Raw genomic sequence first — 14,162 nt, forward strand, 5'->3', positions numbered from 1 at the left:
CTGGCGCACGCCAGCCGGGTGATTGCCAACTGGATCGGGTTCTACAACCACCGGCGCCCACACCAAGCTTTGGGGATGAAGACGCCGGCGATGGCGTATCAATTAGCAGCCTGACCTGTGCAGAAAGGGCTGGGTCATTACACAAACTGGAAAAGCGCGGGCTGATCGAGGCGATACCGGTAGAGAGAACAGCAGGCAGTGGCCGGCGCATGGTGAAGCAGTACAACAGGATCAATACACCAGCCGAAGAATGAAGAATGGCCAACCCGATAGGTTGGCCATTTTACTGATGAAGGGTGCGAAGTTCGCACTTGGTTAGCAGGGGGCGCAGTGCTGTTGATCTTGAAATCGCCGCTGAGGGGAAAGCCAATCTGTGGAGCTAATCGGTCCGTGAAGCTTAGGCGCAAGACTGGTTGAATGAAATATTAGAATTACAACGGAGTAGGGCTGAACCAGAGGTTCGGCCGTGCAGACCGACAATGCTGCCTGCCAGACTGTTTACGCCCGACGTGACCCGCTTCAAAAATGGGAAGCCACACGCACCACGAAGTACCAAGTTGGCAAATTTCGGCCAAGTCGAAACAACCAACAACTGTTTAATGCTAGTAATATGGTTCGGTGGCAAAACTCAGCGCCGAAGACCTGATTTGATTGTCATTTTAGGCCTTGATTACATCTTGCAGCTCTTGCGCAAGTAACATAATTTTTTCCACAGGAAAAATCTTCACTAGTTCATCCTTAGGTTTTTGTTCGAGTTCGACGAGTGAAGGAATCACCTTGGACATAAAGGATACTCGATCCAGCGCAATATCCAGATTACGAGCAGATTGTTGCTCATTCACGGACTCTTCTGGAGACTGGAACTGGCCTTTCGTCCAATCAACGTAAAGAGACGCATTTTTTCTCGTGTTCGTGTATTCGATGGTTCCTGAGTTGAAAAGAACCTTCGGATCGAGTTTTTGCCCTTCAAGCTCCATAGATCCAAAGAATAGATAGGTGAATACTCGATCATTTACTATCTTTTCTTTGTGATCTCTAAATCGTCTATCGACTTTTTTCCAGTCGATTGAGCGACCCAAAAGACGATCAATAGCTACTTTGAAGAGCATTGCGCTTTTTCCTACCTCCTCGCGTGCTAAGTGTGACAAAGCATAAGATCTTGCGAACATTTTATTCTGATGAAGCAACTCAGATTCATTGCACAACTGCTGTGCATTTCGGACTGTTTTTAGAGCGCCTTCGATGACGTACTTTGCTTTGAGATTATTTATTCGTTCTTTTGCCATTTTGTAACCTAACGCCCAAGGTAAGCGGAGCCTGAGCACCGAAGGTGCGTAAGACACCAATACGGGATAGAGGAATGACGATGGCATGACCTAGGCTGGCGTCCGCTTGACCGCAAGTTTAGGCTGCTACCTGCCATAGATTATTTTTCGAGCCTCTGCCAGGTTTAACCAACGCTTTTCTGACGCAATGGCCTTATGTATCAGCCTATGGCAGCAAGCGCAAAGAAGCGCCATGTCGGATAACTTAGTAGTGCGTTCGTCCCCTGCTGCGAGCGGTACAACATGATGTGCCTCATACATTGATTCAGCTAGTCTTGCGGCAACAGCGCTTGGGGTTATGCCGCAGAGGTCGCAAGCCAGGCCTGGGCCCTTAGACCGAATTGCAATAAGTCGATCGCGAAGTTTTGGGTTGCGCTCTCTTCGCAGGTGAGTCTCAGTAATTACTCTGCCTTCAGCAAAGACTTCGTAGTCTGGTTCTGATTCACGGACCTCGTGAAGGGCATTAACACCGGTGCGGATGAGTATTGCAAGTTCCTTGACTTTACTTGGCGAAGAGCCCAGTTCCTCCCACACTTCTCTATCTGTTTTGGATGCGTTACTCAGGCCTTTGCCAGTAGCCACCTGCCGTAGGTTCTGTAACTTAAAAGCAACTCCATCCGGGTTGCGAAACGATTCTTTTCTTGCCGCGTCGCTATGATGTGGAAATGCACGGAGCACTTTAGATAGCGACATCACTCTTTGATCGGATGCCGATGGGACTCTCCCTCTGCATTCAAAGTACAATTCCAACGCGAGAATCACTTCTTCTCGCGTCCATTTCGGGTTTCCGTGACCGCTCGTTACTGCCATAGTTACCTAACGATTTAAGCCAACGCTATCAAGCGATCGGCTTGAGTGAATTGTTATGTGGCTATTCGCCTAAGAATGAGTGCAAAGACCTGGCTTTCTTGACGTCGTCCAAATAAGCGCCACTGGTCGGATCCTGAGCCATAAGAAGCATTGTCGATAGTATTTGTCTTAGAGCTTCTTTTTCAGATTCACTCAAATGATCAAGATCTCCTTCTTTCAGTACATCAATGATTGGATTGATACTCTCGGCAGCGATACTCTCGCTAGAGAGTATGTGTTTAATGGTGGAAATATCCATTTGATACCTTTCAGGTTAGAGGCAAGTAACCTCTACGATGTGACATAACTTGTAATAGAAATCTGTTCAGGCATCTATTATCTTATTTAATGTATAAAACATATCAATGTTTTTGTTTTTAATGATTGATTGACAAGACTTTTGCATGCAGTTAGCCGACCAAGTATACATGTTAGACGGGCTTATGTTGCTAAACATGTCAGGAGAAAATAAGCTATCGCGTTTCTATTTCGGTTGGCACTGTTTATTTCCAGCCATGGCAGAAGTTGCACATCAGAACGAAACTAAAACACTCTGCTCTTCGTTGGCTGCCAGTTAAGAGCTGCTTCAATTAGAAAAGCGTTAAATGCTCTAGTTCAAGGAGATCGCAGGGGGGTATCAAAAGTCTGGGTACCCCACCCCTCTAGACCGCACGTATTCTCACGCGCAGATTTTTTTCCCTTTTTCAGTTGGGAATTCAGCAAATGCCCTAGGACATCAATGCTCTGCGCCTTGCCTGGCAACGATTGCCGCTGATTGGGCGAGAGTATGGAAATCAGCAAATAGAGTTGATGCATTACACAGCTGAGCCCTGCCTTGTGCGGGGCTTTCCTTTTCTGGAACACCTCCCGCACAAGACTTACCCAAGACCACTCTTATAGTATGGGCTTCGGCCATGAAATGGTAATATCCGCGGGCAGCGACATTTTTTAGGTACACATTTAGGTACACAGACTATGCAGATGAATGGCACTTTCCTTAACCAGCAAGCCTTTCAGGCATGCTTGTAACATTCTGCATAGCACCATGCCACGCCTGCTTGCCGCCCTGTTGATCTTGAATTTCTGCGGGGCCGGGCAGGCAGCAGAGCCGGCTACACTGGTTTTTGCCTTCAATACCGCCGAGCCCTACAAGACGCTGGACGCCAATGGCCAGCCGGCCGGTGCCTATGTCGAGCTGATCAAGGAGCTGGCCAGCCGCAGCAAGCTCAAGCTGCAGATCGAACGCTGCCCGCTGTAACGCTGTCTGGCGCTGCTGGAAAACGGCAAGGCTGATATCGCCATCGGCATCAAGGGCAGTGGCGAGCGCGACAGCTACCTCAATTTCATCGACCCGCCATTTGCGCCCGCCAGCAAGGTGATTTTGCTGCAACGCCACGATGACCCGCGCCAGATCCGCAGCTATGCCGATCTGCGCCCGCTGCGCATCGGCGTGGTCGAGGGCGTCAAATACTTCCCGCAATTCGACGAAGACAGCAGCCTGCAGCGCGATGCCGCGCTGAATGTCGACTCGGCCCTGCGCAAGCTGCAGGCGCGCCGTTTTGACGTGCTGATCATCAACGAGCGCCAGGCGCGTGGCGAATTGCTCGCCAGCCGCCAGCCCGGCCATTACCGCCGCGCACTGTGGCAGATACAGGTTGGCGAGCCACGCCGCATTGCGCTGAGCCGGCAGTCCCCTGCCGCCAAACAGTTCAGACAGCAACTCTCCGGCAAGCTGCAAACCATGCTGGACGATGGCAGCATCAGCCGCCTGCTGGCCCCTATCGACAGCCGCCTCGCCGACTTTCCGCTACAAGCCCCACCTGCCCGCCCCTGAGCCTGTTGTTACGCCAGACGTTACTTTCCCGCCCGAAACAGCCGAAAGTGTTTGATTCGCGCTGCAGTTTCCGCCTTATCCCGCCTGCTTAGTATTAACCCTTCTTTACAAATGGTCTCACAAGACGGTTTACTGTATGACGAAATTGTTGCATTGCAATATGAACATCCGTTCGACATTGTACTGTTGCGACGCAACAACGGATTTGCAGATGCCATCATGCTGAAACAGTCTTGCGGCAAATTGTTTTCTCTATTGTTTTCAGAATATTAAAAAATTGTCTGACAGTAGACAAAGCAGACAAGACATTTCGCCAAAGGCCAATTTGCCGCGTATTGACGTCGCAAAACTGTAAATAAATTGCGCAAATCCGCAAGCCATGATTAATTAAGAATTCAAACGCTCGTTCGAAAAAAGCCTCGCACGGGCGTTCGCTATCTTCAGGTTTTTTATTTGTCATTCATCTATTTGCAGAAAGGAAGACCATGCAAATCGCTATTGCCACCGAAAGGTTGGCTGGTGAAAGCCGCGTGGCCGCCACACCGGAAACGGTGAAAAAACTCGTTGCCATGGGTCATGCCGTGGTAGTCGAGCAGGGGGCCGGGTTGGCTGCAGCCATTCCCGATTCCGCCTTTGTCGAGGCGGGCGCAACGTTGGCCGCAAGTCGTGCCGCGACACTGGCACAGGGCGACATCGTGCTTGCCGTGCGACCATTGGCCGAAGACGCTATCGCCGAGCTGAAAGACGGCGCGGTGCTGATCAGCCAACTCGCGCCGTATCAGAACAGCACCTTCCCGGCGCTCGCCGCGAAGAAGGTGTCGGCCTTCGCCATGGAGCTGCTGCCGCGCACCACGCGGGCGCAGAGCATGGACGTGCTGTCCAGCCAGAACAACATCGCCGGCTACCGCTCGGTGTTGCTGGCCACCTACTACTACCCGCGCTTCATGCCGATGCTGATGACCGCGGCGGGTACGGTGAAGCCGGCACGGGTGCTGATCATGGGTGTCGGCGTGGCCGGCCTGCAGGCGATTGCCACTGCCAAGCGGCTGGGGGCGGTGGTGGAAGCCACCGACGTGCGCCCGTCCACCAAGGAGCAGGTCGAGTCGCTGGGTGCCAAGTTCATCGAAGTACCGATGACCGAGGAGGAGAAGAAGGCCAACGACGGCGTGTACGCCCGCGAAATGTCGGACGACTACAAGCGTCGCCAGGCCGAGCTGGTGGCCAAGCATGCACGTCAGGCCGACATCATCATCACCACCGCGCTGATCCCGGGCAAGAAGGCACCGACGCTGATCAGCCGCGACATCGTGGCAGCGATGAAGCCGGGCAGCGTGATCATCGACATCGCGGCCGAAGCCGGTGGCAACTGCGAGCTGACAGTACCGGGCGAGGTGCAACGCACCGACAACGGCGTCACCGTGGTGGGCCTGTTCAATTTGCCAGGTCAGCTGGCGGCCGATGCCTCCAGCCTGTACGCCAAGAACCTGCTGACCTTCCTGTCGCTGATGCTCAGCAAGGAAGGCTTCACCCTCAATCTGGAAGACGACCTGCTGGCGGCCACTCTGGTGACCCACGACGGCCAGGTGCGCTTCGCTGCGGCCAACTAAAGGAGAACCCAAATGGTTGACCCGTTCATCACCAGTTTCACCATCTTCGTGCTGGCAGTTTTCGTCGGTTACCACGTGGTGTGGAATGTCACCCCGGCACTGCACACCCCGCTGATGGCCGTTACCAACGCCATCTCCGGCATCATCATCGTCGGCGCCATGCTGCAGGTGGTGGATATCAATGGCCAGCAGATCACCATTACTTCGGTATTGGGTGCCATCGGTATCTTCCTCGCCAGCATCAACATCTTCGGCGGCTTCATGGTCACCCAGCGCATGCTGGACATGTTCAAGAAGAAAAAGAAATAAGGAGCCAGACCCATGGAGAATCTTTCCGCAATCCTGTACCTGGTGTCGGCGGTACTGTTCATCCTGTCGTTGAAGGGTTTGTCCTCGCCCACGACTGCGATCCAGGGTAACCGCTACGGCATCTTCGGCATGCTACTGGCTGTCGGCACCACCTTCATGATCATGGACAAGCCGGTGCTGCTGCTGATCCTCGGCGCCATCGCCGCCGGCGGTGCCATTGGCGCCTGGAAGGCCAAGACTGTCGAGATGACCGGCATGCCGGAACTTGTCGCCGCCATGCACTCGCTGGTCGGCCTGTCGGCGGTGTTGATCGCCATCGCCGCCATCTTCCACAGCGGTGTCGAACACACCGGCGTGCAGAAGATCGAGCTGTTCATCGGTGCCTTCATCGGCGCGATTACCTTCACCGCTTCGGTGGTCGCTTATGGCAAGCTGTCCGGCAAGTTTGGTGCCAAGGCCGTCAACTTCAGCGGCCAACATTTGCTGAACCTGGTGCTGGCGCTGGCCATGGTGGGCTTCGGTGTCGCCTACTTCCTCACCGACAGCCACGCCGCCTTCCTGATGATGGTCGCCATCGCGCTGGTTTTGGGCATCACGCTGATCATCCCGATCGGAGGTGCCGACATGCCGGTGGTGGTGTCGATGCTGAACAGCTACTCCGGCTGGGCGGCAGCGGGTATCGGCTTCACGCTGAACAACCCGGTGCTGATCATCGCCGGTGCCTGCGTCGGTTCGTCCGGTGCCATCCTGTCCTACATCATGTGCAAGGCGATGAACCGTTCCATCGTCAGCGTGCTGCTGGGTGGTTTCGGTGCCGAAACCGCCTCCGGCGGCAGCGCCGACAGCGGCCCGAAGAACTACAAGTCCGGCTCGGCCGAGGATGCGACCTTCCTGATGAGCAATGCCGACAGCGTGATCATCGTGCCGGGTTATGGTCTGGCCGTATCGCGCGCCCAGCACGCGCTGCAGGAGTTTGCCGAGTTGCTGCACGAGAAAGGCGTCAATGTGCGCTACGCCATCCACCCGGTGGCAGGTCGCATGCCGGGCCACATGAACGTGTTGCTGGCCGAAGCCGAAGTGCCGTATGAACAGGTACAGGAGATGGAGGAAATCAACGCGGACTTCTCCAACACCGACGTAGTATTGGTGATCGGCGCCAACGACGTGGTGAACCCGGCCGCGCAGAAGGACAAGGCCAGCCCGATCTACGGCATGCCGATTCTGGACGCGCACAAGGCGCGCACCGTGATCGTGGTGAAGCGCTCGATGAGCGTGGGCTACGCCGGTCTCGACAACGAGCTGTTCTACATGGACAAGACCATGATGGTGTTTGGCGACGCCAAGAAAGTGGTGGAAGACATGCTCAAGGCCGTCATGCACTAAGCCTGCGGCAAGTTGCGGCCAAGGTTGGCCGCAAGAAAAAAGGGCGGATCTACGATCCGCCCTTTTTTTGCGTTGTTACCGGCTCAGAAAAAACGTTGCCATTGCTGGCGATACACCTCAGCCGTACCGGCTGCACAAGCCTGCCAGGTAAAGTCGCCTGCGCGCTGCAAGCCGACCGTACGTGCCTGCTGTACCCACTGCTCGTCTTCCAACATGCGCTGCAAACCATCGGCCATCGCCTGTTCGTCCAGCGTATCTACCAGCATACCCGCCTCGCCCAGAATCTCGGCCGGTGCGGAACGATGCGCCGCCAGCGCCGGTACGCCCGAAGCCATTGCCTCCAGTACCGGCAAACCGAAACCTTCGTAAATCGACGGAAAAGCCAGTGCCTTGGCCCCGGCGTACAGCAGCGGCAGATCCGCTTCGGGTACATAACCCGGCCAGATCAGCGAGTCGTTTGCCTGCAGCTTGTCCAGCTGGGCATAAAACTCCGGCGACTCCCAACCCTTGCCGCCAACCAGCAGCAGCGGATAGGCCTGCTGCAAGGCCTTGGGCAGCAGCAGATAGGCATTGATCAGACGGCGCAGATTCTTGCGCGGCTCAACCGTACCGACCACCAGCAGATAGCGCTGATACCCCAGACCGTAACGCGTCAGCGTCTCGCGACACTGCGCCTCATCCCGCGGCCGGTAGTTTTCATCCACCCCGTTGTAAGTGGTGGTGACCTTGTCGGCAGGAATCCCCAGCAGATTGATCAGCTCCTCACGGACAAAATCCGAGACCGTCAGAATGTGACAGGCACGCTCGATGGATTTCGGCAGGTGCTCGTTGAAGAAGCGGATACGGTCTTCCGGATGGCATTCCGGATGATGGATATGCGAGAGGTCATGCACCGTAATGATGGAAGGCCCTTGATAGGCACCCAGCATGTAATTGGGCTCATGAAACAGGAACTCCCCCTGCAAACGAGCAAACTCGGCCTGTGCGCGTAAATCCTTCCAGCGATGATAGAACCGGCGCACGTGATACTTGAACGGGATGAAGCGTTTAAGTGTATTGCGATTGACTGGTGTGGCAGGTTCACGCAGCGGATCAGGCCGTGCAATGATCTCGGTGCCGGAAAAATAATTGAGCTTCAGCTCTTCATATTCTTCCAGCGCCAGACCAAGACGGTAGGCATATCGCCCGACCCCGGACATCGGGTAACGGATACAATGTGCGCTATAAAGTACTTCCATTCTTTCTTTCGATATCAGTTTTTGCCGCTGACAAACCATTTGTCCAGCCAAGCCACATCCTCTCCCTTCAGATCACCCTGCAAGGATTTTAGTTGCACCCAGCTATTGACCACCTGACTCTGGGCATCAACCAGATCGCGGCGGGAGATGGACAATTGCTCTTCGGCATCCAGCAAGTCTGCCAATGTCTTCACCCCGACACTGATTCCCTTCTTGTTGGCCAGTACCTTTTTCTCACCCGCCTGTACCGAGCGGGCATAGCCTTCTATCTTCTGCAGGCCAGTCTTCAGCCCATGGTAATTCTTGGCCAACGCCATTTTTACCTGCTGTTCCATGTTGTCGCGCTCGGCCTCTGCCCGCTCCAGCCGGGCACGCATCGCTTCTCCCTGGTAGTAGGTCTGACCACCAGAAAACAAAGGAATATTCAGCTGCAAACCGATGACATTCTGCCGAGTAGTCTGGTCCCGGGTAGAAAGACTCTCCGACAAGGAGTGTGATTTGCTGGCAACCAGATCAAGGGTGGGCAGGTGATTCGATCGCGCCTTTTGCAGCTCGACTTTGGTAATGTCTACCGTCTGCTGGCTCTTGCGCAGCTCTACACTCCCCTGCACTCCCGACACAATCTGCTCGACCGTTCCCTGGGGCTGCAAATTACGGTTAATCTCCCGTTGTATTGTCGCCGTCCCGACAACCGGGCTGCCAATCATCAGTGCAAGGTTTTGTTCGGCATCACGGAGCATGCCTTCCGCTTCGATCTTGCGAGCTTCGGCCACTGACAACCTGGCTTCAGCATCCATCAGATCAATAATGGTACCTTCACCCTGCTTGTACTGGCCTTGGGCAAGCTTGACTACCTCACCCAGAGAGGTAATCAGCGCCTCCGCGATTTTCAGATTCTGCTGTTGCAGATAGACATCCATATAGGCCGACAGATACCGACCAATCAGCTTGTTACTTTCAAGCTGGTAATCGGTCACAGTCTGATCCGAACGCAAACGGCTTTGGCGATAGTCCAGATACCTGTAAGCATTGAACAAGGTCTGGCGCAACTGGATCTGCTTTGAGTCGCTCCGATAGTCCAGCGGCGTTGTACTGGTTGTACCCAGAATATTCGGTGCCTCCTGGTTGCCCGTTATCTTGCTGCGGCCAACATACGCCGAGACATTCGGCAATAGCGCGGCACGACTGACGCCTACCGAAGCCTCCCCCTCTTGCATGCCAGCACGTGCAGCTCGCAGCATAGGGTCATGCTCCAGTGCCAGACGGTAACCATCCAGCAGACCGAGTGCCTGCGCTGGCAAGGACAAGCTAGCCAGAATGCTTAATGCCAGAATTTTCTTGCGCATAGTTTTACTCTTCCGTGAAGGCAAAGTGCATGCGGTCTGCCAATGGTTTGACCAAGTACTGCAGCATGGTGCGCTCACCACTCTTGACTACCACCGATACCGGCATACCCGGGAGAATCTTTTGCTGGCCGATCTTCTTCATGCCAGCTTCGGTGACTTTCACGCGGGCAAGGAAGTATGGCATCCCGGTTTTCGCGTCAACAATGCGGTCCGCCGAGAAAGTCTCAACCTGCCCATCAATCACAGGCGTCTTGGTCTGATTCAACGCGACAAAGTTGATATCTACAGGCATGCCTGGATGTACTTTGGCACTCATTGACGGATCAATCTGCGCTTCGACAATCAGCGGTTCATTGGTCGGCACAACATCCATCAGCGGTTGACCCGCCTGCACCACACCACCAACTGTATGTACATTCAAGCCGACTACCATACCGTCAATCGGCGCCTTGATCGTGCTATTCGCCACATCAAAGCGGAATGACTCCAGTCTTTCACTCAGCGCTCGTGTCTCCTTCTGGACATCTGTCAGCTGGGTCGCAATCTCGCGCTGAAAGTCCTGACGACGAGTCAGTTGCTTGAGCTTGATCTCGGCAATACTGTTCTGGATACGTCCCATATTGGCAATGGTATCCGCCATGCCACTATTGGCTTCTGCGGCACTGCGCTCAAGTTGCAGCAAGCGATTCCGTGCCACATAACCTTCAGCCGTCAGCTCTCGCATACCCTTCAGCTCTTCACTGAACCACTTCACCTGATTGGCACGGTTATTTCTGACCTCCTTCATACCCAGTAATTGGGTTTGCAGCCCCTGGATAGTTTCATCCAGCGTGGCCAGCTCACTCTGCAGCATCGCGCGACGAGTCTGGAATAATTGCTGCTGCAACTTCTTGGCCTCATCCACACGAGGATCGCCCTTCAGTTTTTCCAGATCGGCAGAGAACGCAATATTGGCTGCATTGCTGCTCTCAGCCAGCAAACGGTCTTCAACCGCGCGAGCCGTAATGAACTGCGTCAAAGCGACTTCCAGTTGCGAACGGGGATTGGTGTCGTCCAGCTGGATAATGGCTTGACCCTGCTTCACCATATCCCCTTCACGTACATTCAGCTTGGCAACCAGCCCGCTGGTAATCGACTGGACAGTCTTGCGTTTATCCGCAACAACCACCGTACCATTCGATGCCACCCCCTGATCAAGTGGCGCGAAAGCCGCCCAGAGGATAAACCCGGCAAAGCCAATCAACAGGAAGCGGGTGCCAAAACGGGAAATACGGCGATCATCGGTATCGATCTTCAGCTGCCCAGCCGCATTTGCTGTCGCCACGCTGTCTTTTTTATCAAACAAGGCCATGGTGACGGCTCCTTATTGTTTCAACTGTTGAACCTGATTCTGCTGGGCGGCTTGAGCCAATGCCTGCAAAACCTGATCGCGAGGGCCGTAAAAGCCGACCTGCCCGTCTCGAAGTACCAACATCTTGTCAACCGCATTGATGATGCTGGTCCGGTGGGTAATCAGGATCACGGTAGTACCAGCCGCCTTCAGCGCCGCAATAGCACGAACCAATGCCTGTTCACCGATATCATCCAGATTGGAGTTTGGCTCATCCAGCACCACGATAGCTGGGCTGCCATAAATTGCACGAGCCAGACCAATCCTTTGCTTCTGACCACCGGACAATGAGCCGCCGCCATCACCCAGCATGGTTTCATAGCCTTGTGGCAAGCGCAAAATCATGTCGTGCACACCCGCACGCTTGGCCGCGTCAATAACCTTTTCGGAATCGATTTCACCAAAGCGCGCAATATTCTCGGCAATTGTGCCCTGAAACAGCTCAATATCCTGTGGCAGGTAACCAATATGCGGGCCAAGCTCATCCTTGTTCCACTGGAAAACATCTGCACCATCAAGACGAATCTTGCCAGCCTGTGCGGGCCAGATACCAACCAATGCACGTGCCAGCGTCGACTTGCCCGAGGCACTCGGACCAACGACACCCACTACATCACCGGCATTAATCGCAAAAGTCAGACCTTTCAACACCGAAGCTTGCGCACCAGGGGGCACTACAATGGCACCCTCAACACTGATATGTCCTTCGGGACGAGGCAGACTCATCTGGGTTCCACGGGCAGGATAGGTTTCCAGCAACTCCTCAAGGCGCTGGTATGCAGCACGAGCACTGATCAGCTGCTTCCAGGTACCAATGGCCAGCTCGACCGGACCCAGCGCACGCCCCATCAGAATCGAAGTCGCAATCATCATGCCGCCGCTGATATGATTTTCCAGCACCAGCAAGGCACCAAGACCCAAAACAGTCGATTGCATGGAAATACGGATGAACTTGGTGACAGCATTGATGCGAGCCGCCTTGTCCGATGCCTCGGTCTGTTTCTCCAACAAGCGGCCCTGGAAGCGGAACCAGCGTTCACGCAGCGCCGGCAGCATGCCCATGGACTCGATCACCTCGGCATTGCGCAGATTGTTGTTGGCATAGTTGCCGGCAGCAATCGCGGCACGGTTGGCCTCAGCCAGCGGTTCCTTGGTCAGTTTTTCGGTCAGGTAAGTCATGAAGACCAGAATCAGCATACCGACCAGTACAAACACACCCAGCTGCCAATGAAACAGGAAGCACGCCACCAGATAGATAGGTGCCCATGGCGCATCAAAGAAGGCAAACAGGCCATTACCCGTCAAAAACTGGCGCAATGTCGTCAAATCATGGATGGACTGTGCGGCATTACCGTTACTTTTTCGCAAATTCTGCTCGAATGCCGCAGTAAATACACGGTGATTCAGCGACATATCCAGATGATTACCGACGCGAATCAAGGTTTGCGAGCGTACCAGCTCCAATGCTCCCATCAGCATGAACATACCGACGGTCATCAAGGTCAACATCAACAGAGTCGTTTCATTACGACTATGAAGTACCCTGTCAAATACCTGAATCATGTAAACCGAAGGCATCAGCATCAGCAAATTGATGACGGCACTGAATGCCCCAAGACGGTAAAAGGCCTTGCGATACTGCTGCAATACCTTGCCCAGTTCGGAAGTACTTTGAAGTAGTTTTTTCATGACGAGAAATCAGTGATGCCATTCCTGGAAGATGCTGCATCCTAACACATCGGCTCACACGATATGTGACGATCATCACATTCTATAGGCATGCCACATTCCCTTATACCCTCTAGACGTTGCTTGTCCACAACTAACGACCTCAAACTGACACTACATAGTCATAGCAAATGGCATAATTATATAAATTCATCCAATTTGTATAAATTTCCGCGGAGGAAATCATGCCAGCAAGTACTTATTTTCGTGATGTACAAAAACTTTACTTGGGCTACTACGGTCGCGAAGCGGATGCTGAGGGCCTGGCATACTGGGCAAGTCGTGCAGAACAAGAAGGGGGAAATCTCGGTAATATCATCAGCCAGTTTGCCAACTCGAACGAAGCTAATCAGCTTTATGGCAATTTGAACAATCTGGCCCGCATCGACAAGATCTATCAGCAAGTATTCGGCCGCCTGCCGGATAGCGAGGGTGCAAAATACTATGCCGGCAAACTGGATGACGGAACCTATACACCCGGCTCGCTGGTTTTCGCCATTATCCAAGGCGCCCGAAATGAAGATCTGACAGGCCTTAACAGTGCACTGAATACCGCAATGAACAAGCTGGATCAGAATGCAATCAATGGCTATCTCGACAAGTTCCTGCCAACAAGCAACTGGGCAGAAAGCTATGCGGGTAAAGACTACGGTGGCCTCATTCTTGATGCCAAAATTCTCCAGTCAGAAGACGGTTTTGGCGCATCACTGGATGAAATGGAAACACTGGCTCTTGGCCAACTGAACAATCCCAATGCGCAGAAAGCAGCGGTGGCTTATCTAGGACGCGATGTACTGAAATTACTCGACAATCCATATGGGGATTGGATAAGCGATGAAAGCGGCTCAAATGATAGTGGCGGGATCCACCTCAAGATCGGCCAGTATCATACAGATCTGACTATCGAGGAATATGCGTCGTATGTCGTTCTGGCAAATGCAAATCAGTTTGCTGCCGCTTGGTATCCTCTCGCACTTCGAGAAGAGTCTGGCCAAAACGTCCCAGACGCAGAATGGCTCGCAGTTCTTGATCAGGTAGATGACCCTATTCTGCAGCTGATTGGGCAGTATGGTTTGTCACATGAGATGCTGATGAACAACTGAGCGTGTAAATAAAAAAGCCGAAGCATTTATTTTGCTTCGGCTTTTCTTGC

The 14,162-nt window shown here is 53.7% G+C and carries 14 protein-coding genes; 7 read left to right on the forward strand and 7 right to left on the reverse strand.

The genetic code is table 11. The features are described from left to right. The first annotated feature begins 18 nt into the window (after positions 1–18). Positions 19–114 carry an integrase core domain-containing protein gene (locus ACZ9W6_RS15720; protein WP_465191464.1) on the forward strand — a complete coding sequence of 32 codons (96 nt, stop codon included), beginning with the start codon at positions 19–21 and terminating at the stop codon, positions 112–114. Positions 115–659: 545 nt separating this feature from the next. Here the strand turns inward: ACZ9W6_RS15720 and ACZ9W6_RS15725 are convergent. From ACZ9W6_RS15725 to ACZ9W6_RS15735, 3 genes are all read right to left on the reverse strand, one after another. Beyond that, positions 660–1,286: an AbiV family abortive infection protein gene (locus ACZ9W6_RS15725; protein ID WP_465192122.1), complete on the reverse strand. Its 627-nt coding sequence runs from the start codon at positions 1,284–1,286 to the stop codon at positions 660–662. A 126-nt stretch (positions 1,287–1,412) separates the two neighbouring features. Then, the gene (locus ACZ9W6_RS15730) at positions 1,413–2,135 is read right to left on the reverse strand and encodes an HNH endonuclease signature motif containing protein (RefSeq protein ID WP_465192123.1); all 723 of its coding nucleotides are present in this window, start codon (positions 2,133–2,135) and stop codon (positions 1,413–1,415) included. Between the two features lie 61 nt (positions 2,136–2,196). After that, positions 2,197–2,433, reverse strand: coding sequence for a hypothetical protein (locus ACZ9W6_RS15735; RefSeq protein ID WP_465192124.1), 237 nt, complete (start codon positions 2,431–2,433; stop codon positions 2,197–2,199). A gap of 786 nt (positions 2,434–3,219) precedes the next feature. Here ACZ9W6_RS15735 and ACZ9W6_RS15740 point away from each other — a divergent pair. The 5 genes from ACZ9W6_RS15740 (at position 3,220) to ACZ9W6_RS15760 (ending at position 7,307) form a co-directional block, all read left to right on the forward strand. Then, entirely contained in the window at positions 3,220–3,432 is a 213-nt protein-coding gene (locus ACZ9W6_RS15740; protein ID WP_465192125.1) for a hypothetical protein, read from the forward strand. Positions 3,433–3,549: 117 nt separating this feature from the next. After that, positions 3,550–4,008: a hypothetical protein gene (locus ACZ9W6_RS15745; protein ID WP_465192126.1), complete on the forward strand. Its 459-nt coding sequence runs from the start codon at positions 3,550–3,552 to the stop codon at positions 4,006–4,008. Between the two features lie 485 nt (positions 4,009–4,493). Continuing rightward, entirely contained in the window at positions 4,494–5,615 is a 1,122-nt protein-coding gene (locus tag ACZ9W6_RS15750) for a Re/Si-specific NAD(P)(+) transhydrogenase subunit alpha (RefSeq protein ID WP_465192127.1), read from the forward strand. Positions 5,616–5,627: 12 nt separating this feature from the next. After that, the gene (locus ACZ9W6_RS15755; RefSeq protein ID WP_465192128.1) at positions 5,628–5,924 is read left to right on the forward strand and encodes a proton-translocating transhydrogenase family protein; all 297 of its coding nucleotides are present in this window, start codon (positions 5,628–5,630) and stop codon (positions 5,922–5,924) included. Positions 5,925–5,936: 12 nt separating this feature from the next. Next, positions 5,937–7,307, forward strand: coding sequence for an NAD(P)(+) transhydrogenase (Re/Si-specific) subunit beta (locus tag ACZ9W6_RS15760; protein ID WP_465192129.1), 1,371 nt, complete (start codon positions 5,937–5,939; stop codon positions 7,305–7,307). A gap of 83 nt (positions 7,308–7,390) precedes the next feature. Here ACZ9W6_RS15760 and ACZ9W6_RS15765 read toward each other — a convergent pair whose 3' ends face one another. The 4 genes from ACZ9W6_RS15765 to ACZ9W6_RS15780 are packed head-to-tail and all read right to left on the reverse strand — an operon-like array spanning position 7,391 to position 12,970. Further along, on the reverse strand, positions 7,391–8,545 hold the full coding sequence (locus tag ACZ9W6_RS15765) for a glycosyltransferase family 4 protein (protein WP_465192130.1): 1,155 nt from the start codon (positions 8,543–8,545) through the stop codon (positions 7,391–7,393). 14 nt (positions 8,546–8,559) lie between these two features. Further along, positions 8,560–9,891, reverse strand: coding sequence for a TolC family outer membrane protein (locus ACZ9W6_RS15770; protein WP_465192131.1), 1,332 nt, complete (start codon positions 9,889–9,891; stop codon positions 8,560–8,562). A gap of 4 nt (positions 9,892–9,895) precedes the next feature. After that, complete coding sequence (locus ACZ9W6_RS15775) at positions 9,896–11,242, reverse strand: HlyD family type I secretion periplasmic adaptor subunit (protein ID WP_465192132.1); 1,347 nt, start codon at positions 11,240–11,242, stop codon at positions 9,896–9,898. Between the two features lie 12 nt (positions 11,243–11,254). After that, positions 11,255–12,970: a type I secretion system permease/ATPase gene (locus ACZ9W6_RS15780; RefSeq protein WP_465192133.1), complete on the reverse strand. Its 1,716-nt coding sequence runs from the start codon at positions 12,968–12,970 to the stop codon at positions 11,255–11,257. 224 nt (positions 12,971–13,194) lie between these two features. On the opposite strand from ACZ9W6_RS15780, the gene ACZ9W6_RS15785 reads away from it, so the two are divergent. Continuing rightward, positions 13,195–14,112, forward strand: a complete 918-nt coding sequence (locus tag ACZ9W6_RS15785) for a DUF4214 domain-containing protein (protein ID WP_465192134.1) — start codon at positions 13,195–13,197, stop codon at positions 14,110–14,112. The last annotated feature ends 50 nt before the right edge of the window (positions 14,113–14,162 follow it).

The organism is Vogesella lacus (assembly GCF_979366295.1).

What these genes read in the sequence shown, in the direction of transcription:
- ACZ9W6_RS15725 (WP_465192122.1), bottom strand. Translation starts at nt 1,286, where the DNA reads ATGGCAAAAGAACGAATAAATAATCTCAAAGCAAAGTACGTCATCGAA.
- ACZ9W6_RS15730 (WP_465192123.1), bottom strand. Translation starts at nt 2,135, where the DNA reads ATGGCAGTAACGAGCGGTCACGGAAACCCGAAATGGACGCGAGAAGAA.
- ACZ9W6_RS15735 (WP_465192124.1), bottom strand. Translation starts at nt 2,433, where the DNA reads ATGGATATTTCCACCATTAAACACATACTCTCTAGCGAGAGTATCGCT.
- ACZ9W6_RS15740 (WP_465192125.1), top strand. Translation starts at nt 3,220, where the DNA reads ATGCCACGCCTGCTTGCCGCCCTGTTGATCTTGAATTTCTGCGGGGCC.
- ACZ9W6_RS15750 (WP_465192127.1), top strand. Translation starts at nt 4,494, where the DNA reads ATGCAAATCGCTATTGCCACCGAAAGGTTGGCTGGTGAAAGCCGCGTG.
- ACZ9W6_RS15755 (WP_465192128.1), top strand. Translation starts at nt 5,628, where the DNA reads ATGGTTGACCCGTTCATCACCAGTTTCACCATCTTCGTGCTGGCAGTT.
- ACZ9W6_RS15760 (WP_465192129.1), top strand. Translation starts at nt 5,937, where the DNA reads ATGGAGAATCTTTCCGCAATCCTGTACCTGGTGTCGGCGGTACTGTTC.
- ACZ9W6_RS15765 (WP_465192130.1), bottom strand. Translation starts at nt 8,545, where the DNA reads ATGGAAGTACTTTATAGCGCACATTGTATCCGTTACCCGATGTCCGGG.
- ACZ9W6_RS15770 (WP_465192131.1), bottom strand. Translation starts at nt 9,891, where the DNA reads ATGCGCAAGAAAATTCTGGCATTAAGCATTCTGGCTAGCTTGTCCTTG.
- ACZ9W6_RS15775 (WP_465192132.1), bottom strand. Translation starts at nt 11,242, where the DNA reads ATGGCCTTGTTTGATAAAAAAGACAGCGTGGCGACAGCAAATGCGGCT.
- ACZ9W6_RS15780 (WP_465192133.1), bottom strand. Translation starts at nt 12,970, where the DNA reads ATGAAAAAACTACTTCAAAGTACTTCCGAACTGGGCAAGGTATTGCAG.
- ACZ9W6_RS15785 (WP_465192134.1), top strand. Translation starts at nt 13,195, where the DNA reads ATGCCAGCAAGTACTTATTTTCGTGATGTACAAAAACTTTACTTGGGC.